Annotated in this window: 24 protein-coding genes; 14 read left to right on the top strand and 10 right to left on the bottom strand. The window is 57.4% G+C overall.

Going from position 1 to position 26,827, the window contains the following annotated elements:
• Nucleotide 1 precedes the first annotated feature (1 nt).
• Nucleotides 2-484 carry an Lrp/AsnC family transcriptional regulator gene (locus KP806_RS14270; RefSeq protein ID WP_224724375.1) on the bottom strand — a complete coding sequence of 161 codons (483 nt, stop codon included), beginning with the start codon at nucleotides 482-484 and terminating at the stop codon, nucleotides 2-4.
• A 219-nt stretch (nucleotides 485-703) separates the two neighbouring features.
• Between KP806_RS14270 and ggt the strand changes: the two genes are divergently transcribed.
• From ggt to KP806_RS14255, 3 genes are all read left to right on the top strand, one after another.
• The gene (gene ggt, locus KP806_RS14265; RefSeq protein ID WP_224724374.1) at nucleotides 704-2,284 is read left to right on the top strand and encodes a gamma-glutamyltransferase; all 1,581 of its coding nucleotides are present in this window, start codon (nucleotides 704-706) and stop codon (nucleotides 2,282-2,284) included.
• Between the two features lie 97 nt (nucleotides 2,285-2,381).
• Nucleotides 2,382-3,596 carry an amidase gene (locus KP806_RS14260; protein ID WP_224724373.1) on the top strand — a complete coding sequence of 405 codons (1,215 nt, stop codon included), beginning with the start codon at nucleotides 2,382-2,384 and terminating at the stop codon, nucleotides 3,594-3,596.
• Nucleotides 3,593-4,453: a fumarylacetoacetate hydrolase family protein gene (locus tag KP806_RS14255; RefSeq protein WP_224724372.1), complete on the top strand. Its 861-nt coding sequence runs from the start codon at nucleotides 3,593-3,595 to the stop codon at nucleotides 4,451-4,453. Before KP806_RS14260 ends, KP806_RS14255 begins: the two co-directional genes overlap by 4 nt.
• On the opposite strand, the gene KP806_RS14250 is transcribed toward KP806_RS14255, so the two are convergent.
• Together KP806_RS14250 and KP806_RS14245 are read right to left on the bottom strand one after the other, a co-directional pair.
• Nucleotides 4,434-5,387 carry an RNA polymerase sigma-70 factor gene (locus KP806_RS14250; RefSeq protein WP_224724371.1) on the bottom strand — a complete coding sequence of 318 codons (954 nt, stop codon included), beginning with the start codon at nucleotides 5,385-5,387 and terminating at the stop codon, nucleotides 4,434-4,436. The two genes, KP806_RS14255 and KP806_RS14250, sit on opposite strands and share 20 nt — an antisense overlap.
• Complete coding sequence (locus KP806_RS14245) at nucleotides 5,377-6,690, bottom strand: phytoene desaturase family protein (protein ID WP_224724370.1); 1,314 nt, start codon at nucleotides 6,688-6,690, stop codon at nucleotides 5,377-5,379. Before KP806_RS14245 ends, KP806_RS14250 begins: the two co-directional genes overlap by 11 nt.
• Before the next feature lie 390 nt (nucleotides 6,691-7,080).
• On the opposite strand from KP806_RS14245, the gene KP806_RS14240 reads away from it, so the two are divergent.
• Nucleotides 7,081-7,779: a pirin family protein gene (locus tag KP806_RS14240; protein WP_224724369.1), complete on the top strand. Its 699-nt coding sequence runs from the start codon at nucleotides 7,081-7,083 to the stop codon at nucleotides 7,777-7,779.
• Between the two features lie 24 nt (nucleotides 7,780-7,803).
• Complete coding sequence (locus KP806_RS14235; protein WP_224724368.1) at nucleotides 7,804-8,130, top strand: hypothetical protein; 327 nt, start codon at nucleotides 7,804-7,806, stop codon at nucleotides 8,128-8,130.
• Between the two features lie 170 nt (nucleotides 8,131-8,300).
• On the opposite strand, the gene KP806_RS14230 is transcribed toward KP806_RS14235, so the two are convergent.
• Nucleotides 8,301-8,432: a DUF4023 family protein gene (locus KP806_RS14230; RefSeq protein ID WP_224724560.1), complete on the bottom strand. Its 132-nt coding sequence runs from the start codon at nucleotides 8,430-8,432 to the stop codon at nucleotides 8,301-8,303.
• A gap of 143 nt (nucleotides 8,433-8,575) precedes the next feature.
• On the opposite strand from KP806_RS14230, the gene KP806_RS14225 reads away from it, so the two are divergent.
• The gene (locus KP806_RS14225; protein ID WP_224724367.1) at nucleotides 8,576-9,229 is read left to right on the top strand and encodes a hypothetical protein; all 654 of its coding nucleotides are present in this window, start codon (nucleotides 8,576-8,578) and stop codon (nucleotides 9,227-9,229) included.
• 222 nt (nucleotides 9,230-9,451) lie between these two features.
• On the top strand, nucleotides 9,452-9,679 hold the full coding sequence (locus KP806_RS14220) for a cold-shock protein (protein ID WP_224724366.1): 228 nt from the start codon (nucleotides 9,452-9,454) through the stop codon (nucleotides 9,677-9,679).
• A 246-nt stretch (nucleotides 9,680-9,925) separates the two neighbouring features.
• Here KP806_RS14220 and KP806_RS14215 read toward each other — a convergent pair whose 3' ends face one another.
• Nucleotides 9,926-11,803, bottom strand: a complete 1,878-nt coding sequence (locus KP806_RS14215; protein WP_224724365.1) for a cache domain-containing sensor histidine kinase — start codon at nucleotides 11,801-11,803, stop codon at nucleotides 9,926-9,928.
• A 221-nt stretch (nucleotides 11,804-12,024) separates the two neighbouring features.
• On the opposite strand from KP806_RS14215, the gene KP806_RS14210 reads away from it, so the two are divergent.
• The 4 genes from KP806_RS14210 to KP806_RS14195 all read left to right on the top strand — a co-directional run bounded on the left by KP806_RS14210 (nucleotide 12,025) and on the right by KP806_RS14195 (nucleotide 18,313).
• Nucleotides 12,025-13,329: an ABC transporter substrate-binding protein gene (locus tag KP806_RS14210; protein ID WP_224724364.1), complete on the top strand. Its 1,305-nt coding sequence runs from the start codon at nucleotides 12,025-12,027 to the stop codon at nucleotides 13,327-13,329.
• Nucleotides 13,330-14,176: 847 nt separating this feature from the next.
• Nucleotides 14,177-15,055, top strand: coding sequence for a PP2C family protein-serine/threonine phosphatase (locus tag KP806_RS14205; protein ID WP_224724363.1), 879 nt, complete (start codon nucleotides 14,177-14,179; stop codon nucleotides 15,053-15,055).
• Between the two features lie 212 nt (nucleotides 15,056-15,267).
• Nucleotides 15,268-15,612, top strand: coding sequence for a hypothetical protein (locus KP806_RS14200; RefSeq protein WP_224724362.1), 345 nt, complete (start codon nucleotides 15,268-15,270; stop codon nucleotides 15,610-15,612).
• A 394-nt stretch (nucleotides 15,613-16,006) separates the two neighbouring features.
• Nucleotides 16,007-18,313 carry an ATP-dependent DNA helicase gene (locus tag KP806_RS14195; RefSeq protein ID WP_263575716.1) on the top strand — a complete coding sequence of 769 codons (2,307 nt, stop codon included), beginning with the start codon at nucleotides 16,007-16,009 and terminating at the stop codon, nucleotides 18,311-18,313.
• On the opposite strand, the gene KP806_RS14190 is transcribed toward KP806_RS14195, so the two are convergent.
• The gene (locus KP806_RS14190) at nucleotides 18,314-18,796 is read right to left on the bottom strand and encodes an HPP family protein (protein WP_224724361.1); all 483 of its coding nucleotides are present in this window, start codon (nucleotides 18,794-18,796) and stop codon (nucleotides 18,314-18,316) included.
• A 194-nt stretch (nucleotides 18,797-18,990) separates the two neighbouring features.
• Between KP806_RS14190 and KP806_RS14185 the strand changes: the two genes are divergently transcribed.
• Complete coding sequence (locus KP806_RS14185) at nucleotides 18,991-19,506, top strand: Crp/Fnr family transcriptional regulator (protein ID WP_224724360.1); 516 nt, start codon at nucleotides 18,991-18,993, stop codon at nucleotides 19,504-19,506.
• A gap of 15 nt (nucleotides 19,507-19,521) precedes the next feature.
• Here KP806_RS14185 and KP806_RS14180 read toward each other — a convergent pair whose 3' ends face one another.
• The 3 genes from KP806_RS14180 to KP806_RS14170 all read right to left on the bottom strand — a co-directional run bounded on the left by KP806_RS14180 (nucleotide 19,522) and on the right by KP806_RS14170 (nucleotide 22,017).
• Nucleotides 19,522-20,730, bottom strand: coding sequence for an ROK family protein (locus tag KP806_RS14180; protein ID WP_224724359.1), 1,209 nt, complete (start codon nucleotides 20,728-20,730; stop codon nucleotides 19,522-19,524).
• Between the two features lie 109 nt (nucleotides 20,731-20,839).
• Nucleotides 20,840-21,373 carry a chromate transporter gene (locus KP806_RS14175; RefSeq protein WP_224724358.1) on the bottom strand — a complete coding sequence of 178 codons (534 nt, stop codon included), beginning with the start codon at nucleotides 21,371-21,373 and terminating at the stop codon, nucleotides 20,840-20,842.
• A gap of 14 nt (nucleotides 21,374-21,387) precedes the next feature.
• The gene (locus tag KP806_RS14170) at nucleotides 21,388-22,017 is read right to left on the bottom strand and encodes a chromate transporter (RefSeq protein WP_224724357.1); all 630 of its coding nucleotides are present in this window, start codon (nucleotides 22,015-22,017) and stop codon (nucleotides 21,388-21,390) included.
• A gap of 256 nt (nucleotides 22,018-22,273) precedes the next feature.
• Between KP806_RS14170 and KP806_RS14165 the strand changes: the two genes are divergently transcribed.
• Nucleotides 22,274-23,248 (top strand): formylglycine-generating enzyme family protein, encoded by a 975-nt coding sequence (locus KP806_RS14165; protein ID WP_224724356.1) that lies wholly within the window; start codon nucleotides 22,274-22,276, stop codon nucleotides 23,246-23,248.
• Between the two features lie 58 nt (nucleotides 23,249-23,306).
• On the opposite strand, the gene hmpA is transcribed toward KP806_RS14165, so the two are convergent.
• Entirely contained in the window at nucleotides 23,307-24,542 is a 1,236-nt protein-coding gene (hmpA, locus tag KP806_RS14160) for an NO-inducible flavohemoprotein (RefSeq protein WP_224724355.1), read from the bottom strand.
• Nucleotides 24,543-25,080: 538 nt separating this feature from the next.
• Between hmpA and KP806_RS14155 the strand changes: the two genes are divergently transcribed.
• Entirely contained in the window at nucleotides 25,081-26,826 is a 1,746-nt protein-coding gene (locus tag KP806_RS14155; protein ID WP_224724354.1) for an ABC transporter ATP-binding protein, read from the top strand.
• The last annotated feature ends 1 nt before the right edge of the window (nucleotide 26,827 follow it).

Raw genomic sequence — 26,827 nt, 5'->3', positions numbered from 1 at the left:
CTTAAAGCCTCATTCCCATGCGGCTCTTGTAGCGGTTGATCAGCACCTGGCAGTCGACGCTCATAATGCCGGGCAGCGTATAAAGCTTCTCCTTCAAAAACTGCTCCATCTCCTGATTGTTGCGGAACAGGCCGTGCATATGCAGCTTGCTGGGACCGGTCATGTGATAGAGGCTGGTCACGTAAGGCTCCGTTGAGAGCTGGTCGGCAACGGCATGCAGATGCTTCGGCTCAACCTCCACGTTAAAAAAGGCCGAGACGTGAATGCCGATTTTCTCCGGATTGATAACGGCCGTAAACCGTTCGATGACTCCTGCATCCATTAGCGCGTTGATCCGGGATTGGACGGCTACGCGGGAAAGGCCGATTTCCTTCGCGAGGTCCGTGTAAGAGATTCTTCCATTTCTATTAAGCTCCGCAATGATTTGGCGGTCGATATCGTCAATTTCTATTGCGGCAGCTTCATCTGATGCTTTGGATTGCATGCGGAAGCAGCTCCTTTCTCTACTCTGTTGATTTCAAAATGTACTGTAATATCCGTATTCAATTACCATATGTATAAATATAAACAGGAATTCATTCGTTTTCAATATAAAAAAACAAAAATGATTACGTTTCAGTTGCCGGGAAGGCGGAACGGTGTTATTTTAATACATATCAACATGTGAACTTATCTATCATTTTGCAATATAGGAGTGATCGCGGTGAACCAATCCGTTATCGGAACAAAAGCGATGGTCGTCAGCCCGCATTATTTGGCGACGGCGGCAGGCGCCAGAATGCTGGAGCAGGGCGGGAACGCGTTCGACGCGGCGGTTGCCGTCAGCGCCTGCCTGGCCGTTGTTTATCCTCATATGACCAGTCTCGGCGGAGATTCCTTCTGGCTTGGCTATCACCATTCGGAGGGCAAGGTGCGCGGCTACAACGCGAGCGGCCGCTCCGGCTGCGAGGCGGATATCGGCGCTTACGCGGGTCAGGCGGCCATTCCGAACCGCGGGATCGGCAGCATTGTGACCGTGCCCGGCATGGTCGACGGCTGGGATGCCGTACACCGCGAATACGGGAGGCTGACGTGGGGGCAGGTGCTGGCTCCGGCAATCGATTACGCGGAGAACGGGTTCCCGATGTCAAAGGACCAGTACGCCAACACGGTCCACAACGAAGCGGTGCTTGCCCGTACGCCGGAGACGGCGGCTATTTATTTGCCAGGGGGCCGGGCGGCGAAGCCCGGCGTGCGTTTCAAACAGGCGGCGCTCGCAAAGACACTGCGGAGGCTGGCCGAGCATGGGCGGGATGAATTTTACAAGGGGGAGACGGCGATGGAAATGGCCGGTTTTCTCGGACGCAGCGGCGGCTTGCTGACGGCGGATGATTTTGCGAATCACCGCGGAGATTGGGTCACGCCGCTCGAAGGCTCCTACCGGGGCTATACGCTCCACCAAATGCCGCCGAACTCGCAGGGCTTCTCCGGCATCATGGCGCTGCATATTCTGGAGCAGTTCGATCTGGGCTCGATCGAGCACGGCTCGCATGAGTATTACCAGCTTTGCGTGGAGGCGCTGAAGCTCAGCTTCCGCGACCGGAACCGGTATTTGTCCGATCCGGCCTTTACGGAGGTGCCGCTGGAGCGGCTGCTGGACAAAGGTTATGCCGCCGGGCTGGCGGCCAAGATCGAGCTGAACCGGGCTGCAAGCCTGCAATCGGAGCCGCTTGGCAGCGATACGGCTTATGCGGCCGTTACGGATGCCGAAGGCAATTCCGTCTCCTTCATCCAAAGCCTTTACTTCGAATTCGGCTCCGGCGTCGTGGCCGGAAATACCGGCATCCTGCTGCAAAACAGAGGCTCCTTCTTCTCGCTGGATCCGAAGCATGTCAATTGCCTGAAGCCGTCAAAGCGGACGTTCCATACGCTGATGCCCGCGATGGCCTGCCGGGACGGCAAGCCCGCCGTGCTTTACGGCACGCAGGGCGGCGAGGGGCAGCCGCAGACGCAGACGGCGATTTTTACACGCATGGTCGATTACGGCATGGACCCCCAGCAGGCGATTAACGAGCCCCGCTGGGTGTGGGGGCGCACGTGGGGCGAGCCGACGCAGGAGCTGAAGGTCGAGGGCCGCGTGCCCGCCGCCGTCCTGGAATCGCTGGCCGCCGCGGGGCATGCCGTACGTAAGGTAAAGGATTTCGACGGCATTATGGGGCATGCCCATGCTATTTTGCGCGACGAGCAGGGCTTTGTGCAGGGCGGCTCGGATCCGCGCTGCGACGGGGCGGCTATCGGCTGGTAGGCCGGGATGGCGCTTTGGTGCTGTCCGTCCGAACCTGGCGGGCAGAGGCCGGCAGCCGGAAGCAGACGGACTGAAAAAGGTGGAGGGAAAGGTGAACATGGAGCAACGGGAACATGCATATGCGAATAAACATATCGTCCTGGAGCCGACGAAAGCGGGCAGCCTGAGCGGCAAAACGTTTGCGGTCAAAGACGTATTCGATATTGCCGGTTATGTCTCTTCTGCAGGCAACCCGGACTGGCTGCGGACGCACGGGCCGGCCGCACGGCATGCGGCCGTCATCGAACGGCTGCTTGCCGCAGGCGCGAGGCTTGAAGGCACGACGATAACGGATGAGCTGATGTACAGCATCAACGGGGAAAACGCGCATTACGGCACGCCGCCGAACCCGCAGGCTCCGGGACGCATACCCGGCGGCTCGTCGAGCGGCTCGGCGTCGGCTGTCGCCGCGGGGTCGGCCGATTTTGCGATCGGCACCGACACGGGCGGCTCGGTCCGCGTTCCGGCTGCGTATTGCGGCCTTTACGGCATCCGCCCGACGCACGGCGCGGTAAGTACGGCGGGCCTTATTCCGCTCGCTCCAAGCTTCGACACTGTCGGGTGGATGGCTCGTGACATACAGACGGTGCTGGAGGTTGGCCGTGTGCTGCTTGAGAAGCAGGACGGACAGAAGCGAGGGACCTTCGGGCGCATCATGTTCGCGGAGGACCTCTGGGCGCTGCCGGACGCTCACTCGAAGGTCGCCTTGTCGCGGTATATCCCCTTGTTGCAGTCATTGGCCGAAAACCATGAGACAACGGTGCTTGCGCCGGAAGGGCTGCCCGCATGGATGGACGCCTTCCGGCACATTCAAGCGATCGAAGTTTGGCGCGAGCATGGAGACTGGGTGAAGCGGGAGCGGCCGTCCTTCGGACCGGGCATTGCGGAGCGGTTTGCCTGGGCGTCGACGCTGAAGCCGGAGCAGCACGGCGCTTCGTATGCCAAGCGCGAGGAGGTACGCGGAAGGCTTCTTGGGCTGCTCGGCACCGACACCGTGATGGCCATGCCTACTGTGCCGGGAATCGCTCCTCTGCTTGGCTTGTCGGGAGAGGATGTAGAACGGCGCCGGGTACATGCGCTTCAATTGAGCTGCGCGGCGGGACTGGCCGGTTTGCCGCAATTGACGATTCCGGTTCCCGGCGGGCAGGGCTGCCCGATCGGCATTTCCTTCATTGCAGGCCCCGGCCAGGACCTCAGGCTGCTGGAGTGGGCGGCGAACGCAGCGGATGAACCGATCGGACAAATGAACGCAAAGGGGAGCGAAGGACGATGAAGCTGTCGACGATCGTGGTGAACGGCAGGGAGCAGGCGGCAATCGCGGCTTCCGGCGGTCTTGTGCCGCTCGGGACGGTGAATGCGGCCGCAGGCACGGTGTGGAGCACGGAGCTGTTCGAGTTGATCCGGCTCGGCGAGCTGGAGCCGTTGACGGAGTGGTACAACGCGGAGGGTGCGGGAAAGCTGAAGGAGCTTGACGCCATCCCCTATCCGGAGGCGAAGTACGGCCCGCTCTACCGCCAGCCGCGCAAAATATGGGGCATCGGCATGAACTACGTGAAGGATGAGCCGGAGCTGGCGGCGGTGGACCCGGATGAGGAGCCGGTCAGCTTCATGAAGCCGGATACGACGATTATCGGTCCCGGCGAAGCGATCCGGCTCCCGCAAGGGGCGGGCACGATTACGGCCGAGGCGGAGCTCGGCATCATTATCGGCAAGCACTGCAAAAACATCGCCGAAGAGGACGTTTACGACGTCATTGCCGGTTATACGACGGCGATCGACGTAACTGCGGCGGATATTCATGCCCGCCATCCGCGGTTTTTGACGAGGGCAAAAAGCTTCGATACGTTTTTCAGCTTCGGCCCGCAGTTCATTACAAAAGACGAATTTCCGGATCCGCTCGCCTTTTGCGTCGAAACCGCCCTTAACGGGAGAACCGCTCACCGGAACACAACGTTCTATATGAGATTCCGCCCGTATTCCGCGGTTGCCTTCCATTCGCAGGTCATGACGCTGCTTCCGGGCGACATTATTTTGACCGGCACCCCGGGATCGGCCGTCATTCGCGGCGGCGATACGATAGAGTGCCGGATCGGCGGCTTTGAGCCGCTGCTTAATCCGGTTCGGAATTAAGCCCGCCGCTTTGCGGCCTGTCTGCTGCAAGATGCCCTAGCTTATCGGGATTGCTGACCAGATAGACGGCGTCGATCCGCCCGTCCTGCTGGCGGAAGGAGACGACCTGCATGACCGTCCCATGCTGGTAAGCAATAACGCCGGCCTCGCCGTTTACGGTCGCCGGAGCAAAGGAGTACCCTTCCGGGAGCTTAGCCAAAATCCCGAATAAAAATGCCGATATGCGGTCTGCGCCCTTAATAGGGCGCAAGGCCGCTTTTACTTTGCCCCCGCCGTCGGAATACAGCACGGCGCCCTCTGCCAGAAGCGCGAGCACCTTCGGCATGTCGCCGCTTGCGAGCGCGGCCGTGAACTGCGAGACGATCCGGCCGAGCTTGCCGTCCGCCGCGCAGCTGGCACCGCCGTCTGCAGGCTCCTCCCGCTCCGCGCCGGCAAGCTGCATGCTTCGTTTCGCGCGAACATAGATTTGGCGGCAGTTTGCAGCGCTTTTGCCGACGATGTCCGCGATGTCTCCGTAATCGTACTGCAGCGCCTCGCGGAGCAGATAAACGGCCCTTTCCGAGGCCGACAGCTGCTGGAGCAGCAGAACGTATGCGGTCGACATCGTTTCCTGTTGCAAATACCGCTCCATAGGGTCGGAGCCGGCATCGCCGCCAATTCCGCTTACGATCGGCTCAGGCAGCCAAGGTCCGGTGTACACCTCGCGTCTGCGGCGTGCGGAGCGGAGAAGGTCGAGACAGCGGTTCGTTACGGTTTTGCACAAAAAAGCTTTCGGATGCCGGATGGCTTCCGGGTCCGCAGCGTGAAGGGAAACAAAAGCATCCTGTACGATATCCTCGGCATCCATGACGCTTCCGAGCATCCGGTAAGCAAGCGAGAACAAAAGCGCCCTATAGGCGGAATACCACTCATCCTGCAACGCGTTATACGACATGATAGATGTCTCTTCCCTTCGTTTGGGCGGTGCGAGCCTGGAGAAGCAGGGCTGCTGCAGCCCGTTTGGCGCTGGCTGCGGACGCATCGGCCAGAAGTTCGTCATGGCCGGCCCAATCTCCCGCGACACAGAGCCCGCGTAAGCCCGGTACATCGGGACCGACGGGAGGGCCGGAGCGGCCGGTATGCGCATAGTCGTACGCCACCGTAATGGAGGGGAGATACCGGCGCGCGACTTCCGCGTCCCGCCAGCCCGGATGAAGCAGCTCCATCGTCCGCTCCAGCAGCCGTTCGTCTTCTTTGGGGTGACCGCCGCCGAGATCATTATATTTGATTAAGTGCACCACTATTGTACCATTATCGCTCAGCTTCGAGACTCTGGAATGATTCGTGAAGAAGACGGGCTGATCCAGGCCGATGGCAAAATGGCGGTCCGGCACCGGCAGCCTTTTCAGGCATAAGTCGAGACAAGCCGAGGCGATCGGCCTTGCTTCGTCCCGCCAGCGCCGAAGGGCGGCAATTTCCGCTCCCGGGAGCAGCTTGACCAGCTCGGCCGGGGGCACCGCCGCGATGACGCCTGCGGCACTGAGTGTCTGGCCGTCGGCGAGCCGGACACCCGCTGCCGCACCGTTCAGCCGAAGGATTTCCGCTGCCTTCGTTCCGACCGATACGGTCACGCCCAGCCGCTCGGCCTTCTCCTGCAGCTGCGTGACGATCGACTGCCAGCCGCCGTCCACATACAGGACGCCGCCGCGCAAAACCCGCTGAAGCTGCCGAATTGCGGGCCCGGCCAGCTGGAAGTCGATTTCCTTGCAGTAGGTGGAGGTGCGCAGGAGAGCGTAAACGATATGGCGCGCCATCGGATCGTGGATCGTCCTCTCGGCCCATTCCCGCAGGGTAACATGCCCAAGCTCCTGCGTACGGACGGCTTGCAAACCCACCAAAAGCCTTCCGAGCTGTGCCTTCCCTCTCCAGCCGAGCAGCGGCGAGGCGAGCAGCCCCAGCGCCGTACCGGGCAGCGGCGCGATGCCTCCTCTCCAAATCGCCTTTCCGTCCGTTTTGGGCGATCCTCCCTTCAGCCGCAAGCCATACTCCCGAAAGGCGGCAAACGCTTCTCCTTCCTTGAACAGGGCGTGGCCTCCGAGATTAAAGACGGCTCCTTTGGTGATGACGGAGCCTCCGCGTCCACCCGCCTTCCCGGTCTTTTCCAGCAAAATAACCCTCTTATCCGCCTTCGCCAGCTCGATTGCCGACACCAGCCCCGCTATTCCTCCGCCTATCACTACCGCATCATAGGTTTGCATGCTGCCCATCTCCTTTTTCGTACATAAAGTACGTTATACTGATGAGACGGAGCAGCATGCCGATCTGTGACAGCCGCTTGCCGCAGCTTTGAAAACCTGCTATAAATAAGTAAGTGGATTGGGTTGTCTTGCTGAGTAGCGTGTGTGGACTGTGGTTTGGCGAAATAAATGGATTTCATGTATTTAAATCCGGTGGAGTACCGCTTTTTGGCGAAATTACTGGATTGAGTACATATAAATTCATAAAAATGGTCGATTTAGAGCAGGCTGCTCGATTTTGCTGCATCAAATCCCGTTATTTTTCTTACATGCTTTCATTTCTTGAAATATTAAGGCATCAATTGCAGTTAAATGATTTATCGATATGGCAATCATTAGGGAGGCGAAAGGATGATCAACGTATTTCCGGCCGCAGAGCGGCATTCGGTGGACTTGGGCTGGCTGAGAAGCAGGCCGAGCTTCTCCTTTGGCCAATATTACGATCCGAACCGGACCGGCTTCGGCGTTTTGCGCGTCTGCAATGACGATTTTGTGGATCCGGGACGAGGGTTCGGCGCCCATCCGCACAGCGATATGGAAATCGTGTCGATCGTGCTGAACGGGAAAATCAGGCATGAGGACAACTTGGGCAATTCCGTCGTTTCCTCGTTCGGCGAGGTGCAGCGCATGTCGGCCGGCAGCGGCGTCATCCACACGGAGTTTAACGCTTCCGAGGACGAAGAGCTCCGTCTGCTCCAGCTTTGGTTCATGCCGAAGGAGCGCGGCGTTACCCCGTCTTACGAAGCCTCCCGGTACGATACGGATAAGCTGAACAATGCGCTGCTTCCGGTAGTCTCGGACAACGCATCGGAGCAGGTGGCATGGATCGGCCAGAACATGACAATCTATCTGAGCAAGCTGGAGCAGGGCAAGCAGCTGCCTTACGAGACGGCTGAGGGCCGCAAGCTGTATTTGTATGTCATCGAAGGCCGGCTGAACGTGCTTGGACAAGCGTTGTCGGAGGGCGATACGGCGCAGATCGAGCAGGTGGGCGCGCTGGAGCTGGAAGCGGCCGAGTCCGTGTTTTTTATGCTGATCGATCTTCCGTAACCCGGAGCAGGAGGAGGCCCTAAAGTGAAGCAGACATTTCTGATCAAGCACGCGGTTGGCGGGCGGTCATTCATTGATTCGAGTAAGCACGATATAAAGTACGAGGTTTCATCGCAAGGGGAAGGCTGGCTGTTCACGATAGACGTGCCGCACAGCGATATCGTAGAGGAGATTCTTGCACTCAAGGACGAGCTGAATGTGTTTATGTTCCAGGAATACGAGGATAAGCCGACGCTTAAAACCTGGTATTACGTAGAAAACGGATCCGTCCGTTATGACAAGGAACAGGGCCGTCTCACGATAGCCGCATCATCTTGCATCGAATACTATCCGCACGAATATTCAACCTAGACAGGCATCATCACGCGGCAAAAGGCGTCCGGAAGCATAGACTTCCGGGCGCCTTTTCATCCGAAACGAGCTTGTGCCGCCAAAAGACGGCACAGAACCGAGCTGCGCAAAGATGCAGCTAACGGTTCGTGCGTAGCGTCAGCCGTTTACGCTTGCGTGGAACAAATCCTTTATTTGTTTGTGCTGTGCTGCTTATTCGCCATGCGCTCGGCCGGGTTGCCGTTGCCATTCCGCCTTTTGTTCAGCATGGCATTGTACTGAATTTTTTTGATCTTTTGTACAAATTCGCTTGTGCTCTCCAGATCGTCCGCCCTCCTCTCCGGTTGATGCGCTGTGTGACCACCTCATTAGATTATCCAATTTTTCCGAAATTAGCTCCCATCCCTTTGTTTCCCAAATGCTCTATAATAGAATTATCTGATTTGAAAAAAGGGGAGACAACAGCATGTTCAGATTAATCGCAAGAGCGCAGTTCAAAGCGGGGAGCGAGGAGCAAGGAGCGGAAGCGGCAAAGCTGGAGCAGGAACGGACCGTGCAGGGGCTCATGGATCGCGGAGAAGTGATGACGGCCGGCTGCTTCCGGTGGGAGCGCAATGTGTTCGTGTATGCCGAATGTGTGAACAGGCTGCTGGAGCCGGAGGAGCTGCTGCCGGGGCTGGCCCCGTATTTGGAGGATTGGCCGGGGCATGCGGAGAAGCGGAAGTGGATTCCGATGATCGACGTTTTTCATTTTAACGAGCCGGCCGATTATGAGCATTGGCTGCGCAAGGAGCCGGTCGAGCGGCGGGTCGGCAGGGTCGCGCATTTGAAGCCGGAGATGGCTGCCAGCTACATTTATTACCATTACCAGCTGCAGGAGGAACAGGCGTTTCACGGTCCAAAATACGAAATTATCGCCATGCATGAAAATCTGCTGTTCGGCTACCAGGAGTTCCCGGCCGTCGTCGAGCCGCCGGCGCTTCCGGGCAAGCTGACTACGAAGGGCACGCCGGAGAACTGGAGCGACTCCCGGATGGATCTGCATTTTCAGCCGTGGCCGGACGGCCATTTGTATTTCAAGCCGGTGGAGCAGCTGTTTGCCTGCTACTGCAAGGAATAGGGAGGCTGCGGATGCCGGTCTGCCAGAAATTTGCCTTTGCTGGATGAAATATGATACAATAAAAGCATTGCAAAAGAGGAAACCCGAAACCCAACACAGCTGTTCATAAACATTAACTGCCTAGACTTCTTGGAGCTCGAGGCAGTTTTTCCTTTTTTAAAATACAAGCGGAGCATGAAGAGCATTATGCTCCGCTTGTATTCCATCCAAAGGAGGCTGACCATGTACAATCGTAAAAAACCGCTTGAGGAAATTCCGGTAGAAAACACGAAGGTATGGCTGTGCGAGTCGGAAGGCTGCAACAGCTGGATGAGGGACAACTTCGCATTCGAGCAAACGCCAACCTGCCTGATATGCAATTCCCCGATGGTCAGCGGCGAGAAAATGCTGCCCATGCTGGTGAATAACAACGATATGAAGTCGCAGAAGAAAAGCGCGACGATGATGTAATCGGCCTATGCCGCCTAAAGATAACCAAGCGTAAACGACTGTTGCTACGCACGAACCGTTAGCTGTAACTTTGCGCAGCTCGGTTCTGTGCCGTCCTTCGGAGGCGCAGCATACGTTTCGCGATGAAATATAAGTCCAGTATAAGCGAAATTTATACTTCCTTATATTTCGAAGAAAGCCGAGTCACGCCTCACGCGTGAACCCGGCTTTTTTTCAATTTATACGCGATGCGAGCTTTTGCCGCGGTCAGCCGGCAGGCTCTGAACGCTCCGGCGGCTCCGGCAGCTGCGCCAGCGGAATGCGGAGCGTAACCGAGAAGCCCTGCGGCTGCAAGCGCCGCAGCTCCATCGAAGCCGCGGGATCAAAGTGGAGCCTCAGCCTCGAGAGCACGTTTGGCAGGCCGATGCCCCCCGGCTCCTGCCCGTTGAGGCCTCCGTGAACCGGGTCCGCCCTCTCAAGCCGGTGCCGCAGCTCCTCGAGCCTGACTGCGGAAATGCCGCTGCCGTTATCCTGCACGGAAACTTTCAGCAGCCCGGCCGTCTCGTCCAAAGAGCATGCAATCAGCAGCTCGGAAGGCGAGCCGGGCACTTGAGCGAAGCCGTGCTTAAAAAAGTTTTCGATGAGCGGCTGGAGGATCATTTTCGGCACGAGAATGCTTTTGGCCGCTTCGTCAATTTGCATCGTCACCTGCAGGGACGCGTCAAAGCGCTGCTTTTGCAGGTCGAGATAAGCCTCGGCGTAGCTCAGCTCGCGGCTCAGCTCGACGACAGAATCGCCCGTGTTCATGTTGTAACGCATCATTTTGCCGAGGGACGTTATGAGCGAATAGGCCTTCAGATCGCCGTGCTGCAGCGAGACGGTGCCGATCGACTGCAGCGCGTTATACAGAAAATGCGGATTGACCTGAGCCTGCAGCGCTTTCAGCTCATTGGTCTTGTTGGCGATTTCGAGCCGGTATTCCTTCAGGATGAGATGGTTGATCGTCTGCATCATGGAGCGGAAGCGACGCGCCAGCAGACCGATCTCGTCGTTGCTCTGGATGTCGATGGAGACGTTCAAATTGCCCGTTTCGATCTTGTTCACATAGCCGATGAGTCGGAGCAGCGGCTTCGTGAACCGGATGGAAATATACAGGGTCGCAAGCACGACGACGGCCAGGAAGCCGATGCCGACCAAAGCGTTGATTTTTGCGACGCGGTCGGCGGCGCTGTACAGATGGCGGTACGGCGTTTGCTTGATCAGGTACCAGTCCATATAAGGCGTCTTGATCCGGTCGTAAAATATCATCCCGTCAAACGATTCGCCGCTGTAATCGAAATGGCCGCTGTCCGCGCCCGAGGCATACACCTTGTCCAGCCAGCCGTGCTCCGCCCGGGTGCCGATTTCTTCGGCCTGCGAGGAGAGCACGATCTGCCCGCCGGCGTCCGTAATATAGAAGCTCTCCATCCCGTAGTCGTACAGCTGGCGGTTCAGGTCCTCCAGCACCTGGAGCCTGACGTCGATGGACAGCTCGGCCAGCAGCTCCTCGCTCGGCGCGCGGAAGATCGGACGGTGCAGCGTGAAGACCAGCTCCTCGCCGGCGTCCGATTTCAAGTCGACGAGGCCGTAGTTATGGCTCGGATGCGATGCTTCGATGTACGCTTTCTTCGTCGTTTTCGGCGCTCCGGCTAAATTTCGTCCAACCTTAATATCGTCGTTCCAGAGCAGATAGGTCGCGTTTTGCTTTACGACATACAGACGGACCTTATGGAATTCACTGACGCTTTGATAAATGTTGTACAGATGGTCCTTCAGCAGATTCCGGTTGCGGATCACGTCGGTGATGTCGTTCGGAAACACCTCGTCCTCCATGTTATGCTCCAGAATGTAGTACAGGGAGCGGGGGACGTTCATTGCGTTATAGACCGCCAAAGATTTTTGATTGATATTGTTCATGTAATTCAAAATATTCGTTTTACCGAGCGATAGCAGCCGGTTGTTCCTCGCAATGGCCTCTTCGGTGATGGATTTGGTCGTCGCGTTGTAGGAGATCAGCATCGACGTGGCAATCGGCAAAATCGTCGCCGCCAGCAGCAGCAGCATCAGCTTTTTCCGGATCGTATTAAACGGCTTTCCTGCATTCATCGTCTGCGCTCGCCTGCCTTCCGAACGGATCTTTGCTGCCTACACCTTAACCGATGGCGGACGGCAAGGTCAATACACACAGCATGACGGGCCGAAGAATATCAACATTTTACACCTAGGTGCGCAATATCTTCGGTGTTGTGCTCTGCCGTTGCACAATTATAATGGCGATGTAAGCGTTGCAATAGTGGGCTCGACATTAATTTGCGGGAGGTCATTAGATGAAAAAGATACCTGTGCTTATGCTGACAGCCGCCATGCTGGCGGGACTGGCGAGCGGCTGCGGAAACGCCAACTCGAACGGCGGCGCCACGAACGCTCCGGACAATACGGGCGGAACGGAGGCGACGGACGCTCCGAAGAAGGATGTCACGATCAAGGTGTTCCAGTTCAAAGTGGAAATCGCCGATGCGCTGAACAAGATGGCCGAAGAATATGAGAAAGAAACCGGCGTGAAGGTCGATATCGAGACGCATGGCGGCGGCGAGGATTACAGCGCGCTGCTGAAGGCGGAGCTGGCGGCCGGCGAGGAGCCGGAAATTTTCAATTCCAGCGGCTGGGCGGGCTTTGATCCTTATGTGGACCGGGCGACCGATCTGAGCGGCGAGGCTTGGGCCAAGGATCTGGTGGAGGCGTCCAAGGCGCAAATTACGCGCGACGGCAAGCTGCTCGGCATGCCGATGAATTTGGAAGCCTACGGTTTTACTTACAATAAAGATCTGTTCGCCGAAGCCGGCATCACCGAGCTTCCGCAAACGCTGGATGAGCTGGAGGCGGCGGCCAAAAAGCTGAAGGACGCGGGCATCATCCCGTTCGCGCTGACGAGCGAGTGGTGGTCGATGGGCATCCATACGCTGAATATCGCTTTCGCGAACCAGGCGGATCCGGCCGCTTTTATCGAGGATGTGAAGGCCGGCAAGGTGAAGCTGAAGGATGATCCGCTTATGAAGGAATGGCTGCGTCTCGTGGACATCATGTTCGCGAACGGGCAGGATAACGCGCTCACGACGGACTACAGCACACAGGTAGCGGAGTTCGCGGCGGGCAAATATGCAATCATCCAGCACGGCAACTGGATTCAGGGCATGGTCGACGAGGTGAATCCGGACCTGAACCTCGGCATGATGCCGGTGCCGCTTCAAGGGAAGCCTAACGTATTTACCGGCGTGCCGAATAACTGGATCGTCAACAACAAGTCGGTGCATGCGGAGGAAGCGAAAGCGTTCCTGAACTGGATGGTCACTTCGGAGACGGGCAAACGGTTTATTTCCACCGACTTCAAATTTGTGCCGGCGCTGACTTCGATCCCGTCCAACGCCGAAGCTGTCGGCAAAATCGGCGGCGACTTCGCAGCCTTCGCGGGCTCTAATCCGGAGCAGGTGAAGGGCTGGCACTGGGACCGCTTCCCGGACGGCATTACGCAGCAATGGGGCTCGGCGATGCAGGAATACCTCGGTAAACAAATTACTGGCGATCAGCTGCTCGAGAAGCTGGATAAAGCGGTACAGGATATTGTGAAAAAGTAATACTAAGAGTTACTTGGCAATACTTCGAGGATGGTGCGTGAAATAATAGCCCCGAAGGTCCTGACCTATTAAACTCGAAGTCGTTTCATCATCCCCTAAGGAAGCTTCTGCTCCCCAACAAAGCCCTCTGCCATTGGCGGGGGTTTTGTTGTTGTATTGGGTGTTGTCGCCCGTGGCGCTGCTGCAATGACCCGGATCGCTCAGATCTCAATATTTACTTTAGCCCGGCTGCTCAGATCCACGGCGCTCTAAGGGGGTAGGCTGCTAAGACGTTTGTTTTTGACATGGGCTGATTAACCCGCTGCTGTAATGTCCCGGTCGTCCGCGAACTGTAATCTACCAATCATCCGCCGTCGCAGCCCGCGCCAATTGCCGCTGCAGCCCCCCGCCAATTGCCGCCGCAACCCCCCGCCAATTGAAATAATTGGATTTCATGTATCTAATTCGAGCGTTCAGTCCCATTCGGCGGGAATAACTGTATTCGACGTATATAAATTAAGCGAAATCGCGGCTTTTCGACGAAATGGCCAATTTAAATACATGGAATCCATTTATTTCTCAGGGAGCTTCGTTAAACCAAAAAATAACTACACAAAATCCATTTATGGATGCGCGGCCTAATGATACTCGGCCTAATGACGCTCAGCCTAATGATACTCGGCCTAATGACGCTCAGCCTAATGACGCCTCAGCCTAATGACGCTCATCCTAATGACGCTCGGCCTGATGACATGCGGCAGGCAGCCATAAAGGAAGAAGCCGCGGCTCCCAAGGCATAACTTCCTTCCGCCTCCCATAGGTATGAATAGATTAGGCATGCGTCACGGTAAAATGGGGGGTGGGAGGAATGGTCATCCTTTGGGGAGTCATCGCCGTTTGTGCTTTGGTAGCGGTATTGGTGACGGCAGTCGGGGCGGGCCGTGCCGACAGTACGCAGGGAGCCGGGCAGCGGGCCGGCGGAGATTGGCCGTATGTTTTGACCGGGGCCGCCCAGCATATCGGGGAGCGGGAGGAGCAGCAGGACGCCTATGGCTTCTCTGCCATGGACGACCCGGAGTCGGCTGCATGCTGCGGAGCGCTGGCCGTTCTCGCGGACGGCATGGGCGGCTTCGAAATGGGCAGGGAGGCCGGGCTGCTCGCGGTGGAAGCGATGATCCGCGAATATGAGGGCAGGCACGCCAAGGAGACTGTCCCGGCGGCATTGGAGCGGGCGATTCAGGCGGCTACCGGCGAGGTGTTCCGGATGGCCGGGCGCAGCGGCTTGGAATGGAAGGTCGGGACGACGCTCGTCGCCGCCGTCGTAAAAGGCAACGAGCTGTATTATGTTTCGGCGGGTGACAGCCGTATCTATCTGCTTCGCGAAGGCGAGCTGCATCGGCTGACGAAGGACCATGTGTACGCGAATCGTCTGTTCGAGCGGGTGCAGGCCGGGGAAATAACCTTCGAGGAAGCGATGTCTCATCCCGACCGCCATCTTCTGACGAGTTATCTCGGCCTGCCGGAGCTGGAGGAGCTGGAGGCGAATAAGGAGCCTTTGCTTTTGCAGCCGGGAGATTGGGTGCTGCTGTGCAGCGACGGCTTATACGAAGAGCTGTCCGAGCCGCTGCTGAAGGAGGCGGTCCGCCTGGAGCCGCAGCTTGCGGCGGAATTCCTGGTCGAGCATGTCATTAGCATTGGCAGGAAGCATCAGGACAACGCCACCGTTGCGATTTTGGCATATGAATAACGGCCGGAGTATGTACCGGCAGCAGCCTAGCGGCTGCCCCGTCCAGAAGGATGGCGGCGGCTGTTTGTTCTTTTCGTGAGGACAAGCCCTTGCAGGGAAACGCTCGGCCGCGGCCCGGTCCGGATCGGGTGCCGCATGACCGGATTGGTTAGACCGGCACGGTTGTTGGGTAATATAGGGTAGAGGCATATACGCAAGGGGAGGCAAAGACTATGGCAAACGAATTCGAAAATGAAAAGCGGGAAATCCGCAGTCTGGCAACGGAGAAAGACATTGATCCGAAATTCGGTTTATTTACGGAAGAAACGGCAGAAGGCGCGGTGCAGGAGGCGGATGATCTGCTGCTGGAGAAGTATCCTTCTGCAGACGCGGAGGAAACCCGGCTTCGCAATGAAGGCTGGGCGGAAGGGGAGCTCGAGGACGTTCCCGATGCCGACGATCTTTCTGCGAACAGCGAGGTGGACGCAGCCGCTCCTGAAGAGGAGTTCCACGGAACGGATCTGTTAAACGGCGTCGGGAAACATCCGGAGGAGGAAACGGAATCAGAGCCCTGGTGATGGCGGACAGGAATAGACGATGGAGCAGCTGGCATTAGGCTTGAGACAGGCACGGAGCAGGGGCTCCGTGCCTTTTGATATAAACCGTATTTGTGCATGGCTGTATCTGTCCCATAACTGTATTAGATGGTCTTATTTTGCGCGATATGTGATTACCTGTTGAAATAAATGGATTTGTCGTATATAAATGAGCGATTTTGGACGGAAGTGACTATTTTCCCTGAAATAAATGTATAAAATCCATTAATTGCGTGATAAGGCGGCTCTCCTGCGAATTTAGATACATAAAATCCATTTAACGCCATTGCCCGATTCCGCCCCGCCTCTCATAACCCGTCCGCTTGTGGTACAATGATGGAACAAATGTTCTTCATGGGAGCGGAGATGAATCGTGATGCAGATCGGGGATACGGTAGAAATATCGGTGAGGCACTTGGTGGAATATGTGTTTCTGAGCGGCAGCATCGACGTCCGGCTGAATGCGATCGATACGATGCACGAAGGGACGAAAACGCATCAGAGGGTTCAGCGCTCGTACGGGGCTGACGACCGCAAGGAAGTGTACGTCAAGGCAGACATCCGGTCGGATGATCTGCTTTTTGCCGTGGACGGGCGCTGCGACGGGCTGCTGTCCACCGAGCCGTTCCCGACGGTGGACGAAATCAAATCGACAGGCGGCGATCTGGACGCCATAGAAGGCGACGGCCGCGAGGTGCACTGGGCACAGGCGATTTTTTACGCCTATATGTATGCGAGGGAGCAGGAGCTGCCCGCGATGCGCGTGCAGCTGACGTACGTCCAGACGGAGACGGAGGAGGAGCGGCGGTTCGTGCGCGAGCTGGGCTTCGATGAGCTGGAGCGGTTCGTTCATGAGGTAACGGCCCGATACGCCCCTTACGCCCGGCTGAAGCTCGAGCATGCGCAGGCCAGGGACGAGAGCATCCGGGAGCTGGGCTTTCCGTTCGAAGCGTACCGCCCGGGGCAGCGGAAGCTCGCCGGCGCGGTGTACAAATCGGTCGAGGAAGGCGTCCGGCTGTTCGCCAAGGCGCCGACCGGCATCGGCAAGACGGTGTCCACGACGTTTCCTGCGATCAAAGCGATGGGCGCCGGCATGCTGCAGCGCATTTATTACTTGACGGCGCGGACGACGACGAGGGCCGCAGCCGAGGAGGCGCTGCTGCTGATGCAGTCCAAGGGGCTGAGGCTGCATGCGGTCACGCTCACGGCGAAGGAGAAAATCTGCTTCAGCGAGGAAGTGCGCTGCGAAAAGGAGCACTGCCCCTTCGCCGACGGCTACTACGACCGCATTAACGGCGCGGTAATGGACCTCCTCGGGAATGAGACAATCATGACGAGAGTGGTTATTGAAGCCTACGCCCGCAAGCATCAAGTATGCCCGTTCGAGTTTTCGCTGGATGTTGCCTATGCCGCCGATGCAGTCATTTGCGATTATAATTATATTTTTGATCCGCGGATTTCGTTCAAGCGCCAGTATGCGGAGCAAAAGAAAAAGACGGCGCTGCTCGTGGACGAAGCTCATAACCTCGTAGACCGGGCGCGCGACATGTTCTCGGCGGAGCTGGCGAAGTCGCCGTTTCTGGCGCTTCAGAGGGAGCTTAAGGGGGAGCATGAGGGCTGCCGGCGGGCGGCGAAGGAGGTCAACGATTATTTTATCGCGCTGCGCAAAAGAAGCGACGGGGCTTCGCATTTGGCGGAGCGGGAGCTGCCGATGGAGCTTGTTGCGCTGACGGAGGCGTTCGTGCAGGCGGCCGAGCAGGCGTTGGCATCGGGAAGCGGGGGGAGCCTGCTGCTGGACGCGTATTTTGCCGCGCAAAATTTCGTGCGGACGGCCAAGCTGTTCGATGAGCGTTACGTTTCCTTCACGGAGCTGTCGAAAAACGACGTAAGGGTGAAGCTGTTCTGCCTCGACCCTTCCGATCTGCTGCGGCAAGCAGGTAAGGGATATCGCTCGCATGTTTACTTTTCCGCGACCCTGTCCCCTATCACCTACTACATGGACATGCTGGGTGCCGGTGAGGACGATTACACGCTGACGGTGCCGTCCCCGTTCTCGCGCGAGCAGCTTGACGTCGTTATTCAGCCGCTGTCCACGCGGTACAGGGACCGGGACGAGTCGAAGCTTCCGATTGCGAAGCGGATTCTCAGCCTTACGGCCGAGCGCCCGGGCAATTACTTCGTCTTTTTTCCCTCGTACGCTTATATGAATGCGGTTTATGAGACGTTTATGGAGCTGCTTGAAGGATTAGAGCCGGAAGGCGATGGCGCAAAAGAGAAGGTGGACGTGCTGCTTCAAACGCCGGATATGGCGGAGGAGGAACGGGACCGGTTTTTGGCGGCTTTTCAGGCCGGTACAGGAAGAACGTTAGTTGGCTTCGCCGTCATGGGCGGGGTGTTCTCGGAGGGGGTGGACCTTGCCGGGGACCGGCTGATCGGTGTGATTGTGGTGGGCGTCGGGCTGCCCCAGATCGGGGTGGAACGGGATATGCTGAAGGACTATTTCAACGGGCAAGGCAAAAGCGGCTACGATTACGCGTACGTCTATCCCGGCATGAACAAGGTGCTGCAGGCGGGCGGCCGCCTCATCCGCTCGGAGAACGACAGGGGCACGCTGGTGCTGATCGACGACCGTTATTTGCAGCCCCATTACCGGCGCTTGCTGCCTGAAGAATGGAAAGGCTGACTAAGCGGCAGTGTCGGATTCGGCTTTGACGTTTCTTTTCGGAACAAAGGGCATGTTGTCGATTTTGCCGTCTACATAAGCCGCAACCGATAAGGTGAGCAGCAGTCCTCCGAGGGAAAGGAACACCGACAATGGAATGATCCATGCCAAGTCCGGCTGTGTGAAGAAAGGAATAAGCGACACGGCAAGAATCGGCGGCGCATTCCACTTGAATTTATTGATCAGTCCGATGACGATGAGCAGCGTAAGGAGCAGGGAAACAACACCCGGATTCCAGTAGGCGAACAGAGAACCGATGACGGAGGCCGTTACGGCTCCCAGGGCGATTTTTCTCACTTCCGCTTTCTCGAACGAACGAGAGACGAACAGCAGGCTGAATGCTCCAAGCGTCGGGAAAAATAAGGACTTCATGTGCGGGATATGAAGGGAAATCCAATAGATCAGGATGATATAGATGCAGATGGCAAAGGTCTTGATACGCATGCTTGCGGGGAACCTTCTTTCTGGCGGAATTCGGCGCTATACCTTACTGCGCATGTAACATTTTACTCCCGGTCCATCAATCCGTCAATGCTGGAATTGAAGGGAATTGTCGGAATTCCGCGAAAAGCGGGCGGCTCTGCATGCTGTCCGTGCAAGCGGCAGGAATCAAAAACACAAAGAGAGGAGAAGGGGATATGCTGCTGCATAAAGGGGAAACGTTATTTCATCAAGGGGAAATCAGCGGGCTGTTCCACTTGAAAAGCGGGCTGCTCAAAATCGTCCGCGTCCACGAGGACGGACATTCGTTTCTGGTGAACATTATCGTGCCGGGTGAGCGGATTCCGCATCATTCGCTGATCACGCCGATGCCCAATCACGGCACGGCCGTAGCGCTCGTAACCTGCGAGGTGGAGAAGGTGCCGGCGCAGGAATGGTATGCGGAGCTTGCGGGGAACGCGGAGAAAAGCCTAGAAATCGCGCTGCTTCTGCAGACAAAGCTGCGGATGATGCAGCAGCGGATCGATCAGCTGACGGAGGTGTCTCCGGCCGATAAGCTGCGGAAGCTGCAGCAGTGGTTCGACACCTATATTTCGCCGGCCGCGCTGACCGACATCCTGACGCAGGACGAGATCGGCCAGCTGATCGGCCTGCGCCGCGAAACGGTAAACCGCCTGCTGCGGGGGGCGCGGCAGGCGGAAGGACGCCGATAGCGGGCGGCGGTTCTGTCAGTAGGTTAAGCTCTTTCGCACAATCAGCGCCGCACCGGTCGCGACGGCATCCTCGCGCAGCTCTCCCTTGGAGAAGTCCGGCCGGTAGACCGGATCGTAGTACGTATTTTTCCGTGCGATTTCGATCGCCGTCTGGTAGAAAGGCTCGCAGGAGTTAACGAGGGCTCCGCCCAAAATAATTTTTTCCGGATGGAACACGTTGATCAGGTTGGCGAGGCCGATGCCGAAATAACGAGCGGATTCGACGAACAGCTCTTCGGCGTAGCCGCTTCCCTTGGACAGCGCCTGCAGCAGCGTATCGTAGCTGATGCCGTCCACCGTTGACGCCGGATTGATTTGCAGCAGATCGCCGCGCCCCAGCTTGGCGTCCGAGCGGGCCTTTTTCTCCAGCGCCTGCACCGATACATACGCCTCGAGAGCTCCGTAATTGCCGTAATCGTGCAGGCGCGGGCCGTCGGTCTGAATGATCATCTGGCCGATGGAGCCTTCCATGTCGACCGAGCCGTGCACGATTTGCCCGTAGGACATCATCGAGGACCGGAGGCCGACGCCGGCATGGACGTACAGCATATGCTGCGGCATTTCCTCGCCGCGCAGCGACCACTGCTCGCCGATCAGCGCGGCGTTGGCGCCGTTCTCAAGCATAGACGGAAGGCCGGTCTTCTCCGTCAGCATGCCGCAGATCGGGACGTCCGTCCAGCCGGGAGCGGGGAAATTAAGCGGCCTCAGTATCGTGCCTGAAGCACGGTCGAGCGGTCCGACCGCGCCGACGCCGATGCCCAGCACCTGCTGCGGCTCGAGGCGGTGGTCGGCGAGAATGGAGCGGATGACAGCCGCGGCGTGGCCGACCAGCTGCCCGGGCGTCATCGCCTCGTCCATGCGCCAGCGCGTAAACGACTTGGGATTCATTTTGCAGTCGAAGAAGCCTAATGCGGAATAACGTCTGGAAAGCTCCAGCCCGAAGAAATAGCCGTAGTCGGCGTTGATCTCGTACAGAATCGGGCGGCGTCCGCCGCTGGAACGGCCGAGCCCGGACACGACCAGCAGCCCTTCGGCCACCATCTCATCCAGCAAGCGCGTAAGCGTGCTGCTCGTCAGCGAATAGGACGCAAGAAGCTCCGCCTTGGAGACGGTGCCTTGGTCGGCAATGCGCTCATATACCGTTTTTTTTGTTGAAGGAATCGGTCTTTTCGGTTGTATATCCACGTTTTGTCTCCAATTATCCAAGTAAACTACTAGGTTATAATCGAGACTATTATAGCGCAACTTACAGCAATTCACCAGCGTAGAGAGCATGGTTAGCGGGGATTGCCGGTCAGAAAAGAACGATGCCGGCAATGCCCGCAGCGGCGATGACGAGCAGGGGATGATGCTTATATTTAAGCAGCGACACCACCGAGGCTGCGCAAATCAGCAGCATGGCCGCCGTTTGCCAGTGGAAGGCCGCGCCGAAGCCAATCGGGAAAGCGTAGTGGAGGGCGGAGATGAGGATGAGTGCGGTCACGATCGGCCGAAGGCCGTACAGGGAAGCTTTTACCCATTTGTTATGGCGCAGCTTGTAGAAGAACAGCGCAATACAAATGATGATCAGCAGCGACGGGAGAATGATGCCGGCCGTTGCGGCTGCGGCGCCTGCCCATCCCGCGATCCGGTAGCCGATCAAGGTAGCGCTGTTCGTCGCAATGGGCCCCGGAGCCATGCCGGATAAGGAGACGGCCTCCTGAAACGCGGCTTCATCGATCCAGCCCCGAGAAATGAGCCCGTATCGGATCATCGGAATGACCGCGTAGCCGCCGCCGAAGGAGAGAAAGCCTATTTTCAAGAAGAAGAGGAACAGGTTCCACAGCATAGGAAGCCTCCTGACTAGATGTAATACTCCAGATAATAAGAGCTGCCAGGCGTATGAGAGGTTCGCTGCTTCTCCGTGCTGATCCGGCGGCCCAACAGCGTCTTGATGCCGATGCAGACGATCCCGGCGGCTAGGCCTGCGGCAATGGCGAAAACCGGATTAAAGGACGTAATCGTCATCAGCGTCAGCGAAAAGATAAAGATTGCGGTTGTTGTTTTATCGAATAAGGAAGCTTTGGCCATCTTGTAGGCGGAGACGAGAATAAGAGCCAAAATGGCACCTTGGATGCCCAGCAAGGCGGCTTCCACCTTCGGATTTCCGTCCATCAGCCGGTATACGAGGCCGAGGCCGAGCACGATCAGAAACGTGGGGAGCGCGATCCCCAGTACGGCGGCAACCGCACCGGCGACTCCTGCCAGACGGTAGCCGATGAAGGCGGAAGCGTTGACGCCGACGCCGCCGGGCGCGGAGCCTGCCACGGACAACATGTCGCTCATCTCCTGCGCATCCAGCCACTTGCGTTTTTCCGCCACTTCGCGCTCAATGGCCGGAATCATGGCGTAGCCCCCGCCGAACGTGGAGGGGCCGATTTTGAAAAAAGTCCAGAACAAACGGAGCAATAGAGCCGCACGCGATTCCTTCATAACAAATATGCCTCCCTCGTGGGGTTCATGTATAGTTCTATTATAACAACTTTATTCCAAAATGAAATAAACTTTTGCGAAACATTATAAAATAGGCAATTTTTGTGTTGGATATTGATTGGAAACAAATGAAATCTCCTTATATCAGCCTACTTAATTCCAAAATGGATAAAAGACTTTGCAAATCATCCGGTTTGATTCTAAAATAAAGGAACAAAATAAATGACGGCTTGCGCCGGGGGAGGAACAACCAGATATGGAACCGATAAAATCATGCTGTGCGGCCCGCAGAGATCAAGCTGGATCCGGAGAAGCGGCGCGTCCGCAGCAGACTGCCGCCCCGGCGAAGGGGGAAGCCAGGGAGCCGGCACGCTCTTTTGTCCGGATTGAAGGCGGCGTGTTCCGGATGGGAACGGATACGCCCGAAGGGTTTCCGGCCGACGGGGAAGGGCCGGTGCGGGAGGTGCGGCTCGACTCGTTCCTCTTGTCGCCTTATGCAGTCACAAATGCGGAGTTTAAAGCTTTTGCCGACAGTACAGGGTATATGACGGAGGCCGAACGATTCGGCTGGTCATACGTCTTCCATCTGCTCGCTTCGGAGGAAACGCGGGCGCGCGTGGAGAACGTTCCGCAGCAGGTGCCTTGGTGGTTAGTCGTAGAAGGAGCTTACTGGGCGAAGCCGGAAGGCCCCGATTCCGCCATTGACGGGAGGCTCGACCATCCGGTCGTGCATATTTCGTGGAATGACGCGGCGGCCTACTGCGCCTGGTCGGGCACGCGCCTGCCGACGGAGGCGGAATGGGAATATGCGGCGAGAGGCGGTCTGGAGGGCAAAACCTATCCATGGGGAGACCTGTTGAAGCCGGATGGAAAGCATATGTGCAACATTTGGCAGGGGAAGTTCCCGGTGAAAAACAACGCCAGCGACGGCTATGTCGGCACGGCTCCGGTGAACGCCTACGAACCGAACGGCTACGGCTTGTACAACATGTCCGGCAATGTGTGGGAATGGTGCGCCGATTGGTTCAGCCCAAACTATCACCGTCAAACGCCGATGGACAACCCCCGCTTTACAAAGCAGACGGACCGGCGCTCCATGCGCGGCGGCTCGTACCTGTGCCACCGCTCTTACTGCAACCGGTACCGGGTGGCGGCCAGAAGCGGCAACACGCCGGACAGCTCGACGGGCAACTGCGGGTTCCGCGTAGCGGCTGATATTACGGGGCAATAACGAGAAAGCAAAAAGACGCCAGCCGAGAGAATCGGACTGGCGTCTTCCTTATTTACCTTTAAACCGTTTGTTCCGCCGGAGCAAGGCTGGCCATCGGGCCAAAAAACTCAAACCGGATATCGGATTCTGGAATGCCCCATTCCTGCAAAGCGCTGTTCACGGCGCGCATGAACGGTACCGGGCCGCAGAAGTAATAGTGAGCGCCCGAATCTGCGATCACGCTTTTCAGCCAAGGCAGGTCGACATACCCTTCCTTGTGGAACCGGCTTTGCGCCCGGTCCTCAGCGGTCGGCTGCCGGTAGCAGTAATACACGTCCAGCTGCGGGGAGCGTTCGGTCAGCTTATTTACATATTGCCGGAAGGCATGCGTCTCGCCGTTCTCGGTTGCATGGATAAAGGTGACCTTCCGGTTCGGGTGTTTCTCTGCCAGCACGTTCAGCATGCTGAGCATCGGAGTGATGCCGACACCGCCGCTTAGCAGCACGACCGGCCGTTCATCGCTCTGGTCGAGAACAAAATCGCCTGCAGGCGCGGAGAGCAGCAGCGTGCCGCCTTCTTCGAAGCTGTCATGCAAAAAAGTGGATATTTTGCCGTCCGGATGGTCCCCATGCGCATCCTCGCGCTTGACCGAAATCCGGTAATACGGCTTGCCGGGAGCATCCGAAAGGCTGTACTGCCGGATCTGGGTATAAGTTTCGCCTTCGATTTGCAGCTTGACGCTCACGTATTGTCCCGGCTCGAATGCCGCGATCGGACCTCCGTCCTCCGGCTCCAGGTAGAACGAAGTAATCACGCTGCTCTCTTTCATCTTGCGCTCCAGGCGGAAGCTGCGGAAGCCGTCCCAGCCGCCGGTCTGCTTCGCGGCCTGGTCGTACATGCCGGCCTCCACCCCGATGAAAGCATCGGCGATGACGCCGTAAGCATCGGCCCAGGCCTGCAAAATTTCGTCCGTCGCGGCATCGCCGAGCACGTCTTTGATGGCGGCCAGCAAATATTTGCCTACGACAGGATAATGCTCGGGCAGCACGCCGAGGCTGCGGTGCTTATGGGCGATCTGCTTCACCGCCGGTATGATGGCCGCCAAATTGTCGATATGGAGCGCCGCCGCGTATACTGCATTCGCCAGCGCCGTCTGCTGCCGGCCCTGCTTCTGGTTGGCGTGGTTGAAGATGTTCAGAAGCTCCGGATGATTGGTAAATAACAGCTCATAAAACCGTTTCGTTATCGTTACGCCGTGAACTTCCAGTACGGGCACGGTGGACTTGATGACAGCTATCGTTTTTTCGCTTAGCATGGTAACCCCTCCGTCATTTGCTTGGTTTAACTTGATAAGCCTAGTATAGACTTGCGATGCGGCAGAATATGTGATTTCAATCACAGCAAAGAGCAACGAATTGTGACATTTGGAAGGGCTTAGCCATTCCTTATTCAAGGTATTCAGGGATGAATTGTAAAAGAAAAGTTTTCAAATTCAGGTATTGACAGCATTTTCGGCCGATGGTAAAGTGACAATTAGAATTTTATGAAAAGGAGGATTACGTTCCATGAGAAACCATTTTACCTTTAACTTGACTGTCGTTACGACAAATCGTTTGAACATGAATAACGTAATCCATCCGCGCGTCATTTCACTTTGATTCAGGGTAATCCCGACTATCAGAGGCGCATTGGTTACGTGTCCGTAATCATGCGCCTTTTCTATGTCCAGGTGCCGCTTTCCGCCCGCGGAAGGCAGGCTGCCTGATATGAAGAAGCGTGTCGTTACGGCGGCGCGCTTCTTTTTTTGGGAAAAATGAGGCAAGGATGGATACCGGAAGGTGTGGTAGAGAAGCATGTTTAGTGTACTTAAAAAATTAAGCTGGTTTTTCAAATCGAATTGGAGGCGGTACACGCTGGCGATTACGCTGCTGATCTTGACTGGCTTTATCGATGTCATTCCGCCTTGGCTGATCGGCTATACGATAGACGGCATTCATCAGGATCAGCTGGGGGACGCGGAATTTCACCGGGTGGCGTATTTCTGGATCGGGCTGACGGTCGTCGGCTACCTGATCACTTACGTATGGCATTACAAGCTGTTCGGCGGGGCGTTCGTGCTGGAGAAGCTGCTCCGCTCGAGCCTGATGGGGCACTTTCTGCGGATGACGCCGACGTTCTACGAGCGGAACCGGACGGGCGACCTGATGGCGCGCTCGACGAACGATTTGGGTGCGGTCGCGACGACGGCGGGGTTCGGCATCCTGACGCTGATCGACTCCACCCTGTTCATGGTGACGATCCTGATCGTAATGGCCGGCCTGATCAGCGTGAAGCTGACGTTTGCGGCGCTGCTGCCACTGCCGCTGATGGCGCTGGCCATGAAACATTACGGCAAAAAAATTCACGAGCGGTTCACGGATGCGCAGGACGCCTTCGGCGAGCTGAACGACCAGGTGCTGGAATCGGTGTCGGGCGTGCGGGTCATCCGGGCGTTCGTACAGGAGGAAGCGAGCGAGGCGCGGTTCGGCGCCAAAACAAGCGAGGTGCTCGGCAAAAACATCGCCGTCGCCCGCATCGACGCGCTGTTCGAGCCGACGATGAAGGTGCTCGTCGGGCTGAGCTATCTGATCGGCCTTTGTTACGGAGGTTATCTCGTGTTTCACAACGAAATTACGCTGGGCGAGCTCGTTTCCTTCAACGTGTTCCTCGGCATGCTCATCTGGCCGATGTTCGCGATCGGCGAGCTGATCAACATTATGCAGCGCGGCAACGCTTCGCTCGACCGGGTCAGCGAAACGCTCGGCTACAAGCCGGACGTGCCGGACGCGAAGGAGCCCGCCCGGATCGGAGAGCCGTCAACGCTGGAGTTCCGGAACGTGACGTTCCGTTATCCTTCCTCGCAGACAGATAATCTGGTGGGCGTCTCCTTCCGCTTGAGCCAGGGGCAGACGCTCGGCATCGTGGGACGCACCGGAAGCGGCAAAACGACGCTGCTGAAGCAGCTGCTGAGGGAATACCCGCTCGGCGGCGGAGATATCCGCGTGTCCGGCGTGCCGCTCGGCAGCCTGAAGATCGGTGACTGGCTCGGCTGGCTCGGCTACGTGCCGCAGCAGCCGGTGCTGTTCTCAAAGACGATCCGCGAAAATATTTTCTTCGGGTTAAAGGGCGGAAGCGACGAGGATTTGCAGCGGGCGCTCGAACGCGCTTCGTTTGCCAAAGATATTCAGTTTCTGCCTGACGGGCTGGAGACGCTTGTCGGCGAGCGCGGCGTCGCGCTGTCCGGCGGCCAGAAACAGCGGGTCAGCATCGCGCGGGCGCTGATCGCCGACCCGGACATTTTGCTGATGGACGATGCGCTGTCGGCGGTTGACGGCAAGACGGAGGCGGAGATCATCGAAGGCATCCGCACGGAGCGCGCCGGCAAGACGACGCTCATCACGACGCACCGTCTGTCGGCTGTGCAGCATGCGGACTGGATTATCGTGCTGGACGAAGGGCGGATCGTGCAGGAAGGCACGCATGAGCAGCTGCTGCAGAAGGGCGGCTGGTACCGGGAGCAGTATGACCGCCAGCAGCTTGAGGCTATTATTGAAACGTAAT

The sequence above is a fragment of the Paenibacillus vietnamensis genome (genome assembly GCF_020169515.1).
Classification (GTDB): Bacteria; Bacillota; Bacilli; order Paenibacillales; family Paenibacillaceae; genus Pristimantibacillus; species Pristimantibacillus vietnamensis.
The sequence above is the reverse complement of the archived record's forward strand: the minus strand, read 5'-3'. Positions and strand labels throughout refer to the sequence as shown.

Bases quoted from the DNA above. Each gene is read 5' to 3' on its own strand.
- KP806_RS14270 (WP_224724375.1), bottom strand. From the start codon at position 484: ATGCAATCCAAAGCATCAGATGAAGCTGCCGCAATAGAAATTGACGAT.
- KP806_RS14260 (WP_224724373.1), top strand. From the start codon at position 2,382: ATGGAGCAACGGGAACATGCATATGCGAATAAACATATCGTCCTGGAG.
- KP806_RS14255 (WP_224724372.1), top strand. From the start codon at position 3,593: ATGAAGCTGTCGACGATCGTGGTGAACGGCAGGGAGCAGGCGGCAATC.
- KP806_RS14250 (WP_224724371.1), bottom strand. From the start codon at position 5,387: ATGTCGTATAACGCGTTGCAGGATGAGTGGTATTCCGCCTATAGGGCG.
- KP806_RS14245 (WP_224724370.1), bottom strand. From the start codon at position 6,690: ATGCAAACCTATGATGCGGTAGTGATAGGCGGAGGAATAGCGGGGCTG.
- KP806_RS14240 (WP_224724369.1), top strand. From the start codon at position 7,081: ATGATCAACGTATTTCCGGCCGCAGAGCGGCATTCGGTGGACTTGGGC.
- KP806_RS14225 (WP_224724367.1), top strand. From the start codon at position 8,576: ATGTTCAGATTAATCGCAAGAGCGCAGTTCAAAGCGGGGAGCGAGGAG.
- KP806_RS14220 (WP_224724366.1), top strand. From the start codon at position 9,452: ATGTACAATCGTAAAAAACCGCTTGAGGAAATTCCGGTAGAAAACACG.
- KP806_RS14215 (WP_224724365.1), bottom strand. From the start codon at position 11,803: ATGAATGCAGGAAAGCCGTTTAATACGATCCGGAAAAAGCTGATGCTG.
- KP806_RS14210 (WP_224724364.1), top strand. From the start codon at position 12,025: ATGAAAAAGATACCTGTGCTTATGCTGACAGCCGCCATGCTGGCGGGA.
- KP806_RS14205 (WP_224724363.1), top strand. From the start codon at position 14,177: ATGGTCATCCTTTGGGGAGTCATCGCCGTTTGTGCTTTGGTAGCGGTA.
- KP806_RS14200 (WP_224724362.1), top strand. From the start codon at position 15,268: ATGGCAAACGAATTCGAAAATGAAAAGCGGGAAATCCGCAGTCTGGCA.
- KP806_RS14195 (WP_263575716.1), top strand. From the start codon at position 16,007: ATGCAGATCGGGGATACGGTAGAAATATCGGTGAGGCACTTGGTGGAA.
- KP806_RS14190 (WP_224724361.1), bottom strand. From the start codon at position 18,796: ATGCGTATCAAGACCTTTGCCATCTGCATCTATATCATCCTGATCTAT.
- KP806_RS14185 (WP_224724360.1), top strand. From the start codon at position 18,991: ATGCTGCTGCATAAAGGGGAAACGTTATTTCATCAAGGGGAAATCAGC.
- KP806_RS14175 (WP_224724358.1), bottom strand. From the start codon at position 21,373: ATGCTGTGGAACCTGTTCCTCTTCTTCTTGAAAATAGGCTTTCTCTCC.
- KP806_RS14170 (WP_224724357.1), bottom strand. From the start codon at position 22,017: ATGAAGGAATCGCGTGCGGCTCTATTGCTCCGTTTGTTCTGGACTTTT.
- KP806_RS14165 (WP_224724356.1), top strand. From the start codon at position 22,274: ATGGAACCGATAAAATCATGCTGTGCGGCCCGCAGAGATCAAGCTGGA.
- hmpA (WP_224724355.1), bottom strand. From the start codon at position 24,542: ATGCTAAGCGAAAAAACGATAGCTGTCATCAAGTCCACCGTGCCCGTA.
- KP806_RS14155 (WP_224724354.1), top strand. From the start codon at position 25,081: ATGTTTAGTGTACTTAAAAAATTAAGCTGGTTTTTCAAATCGAATTGG.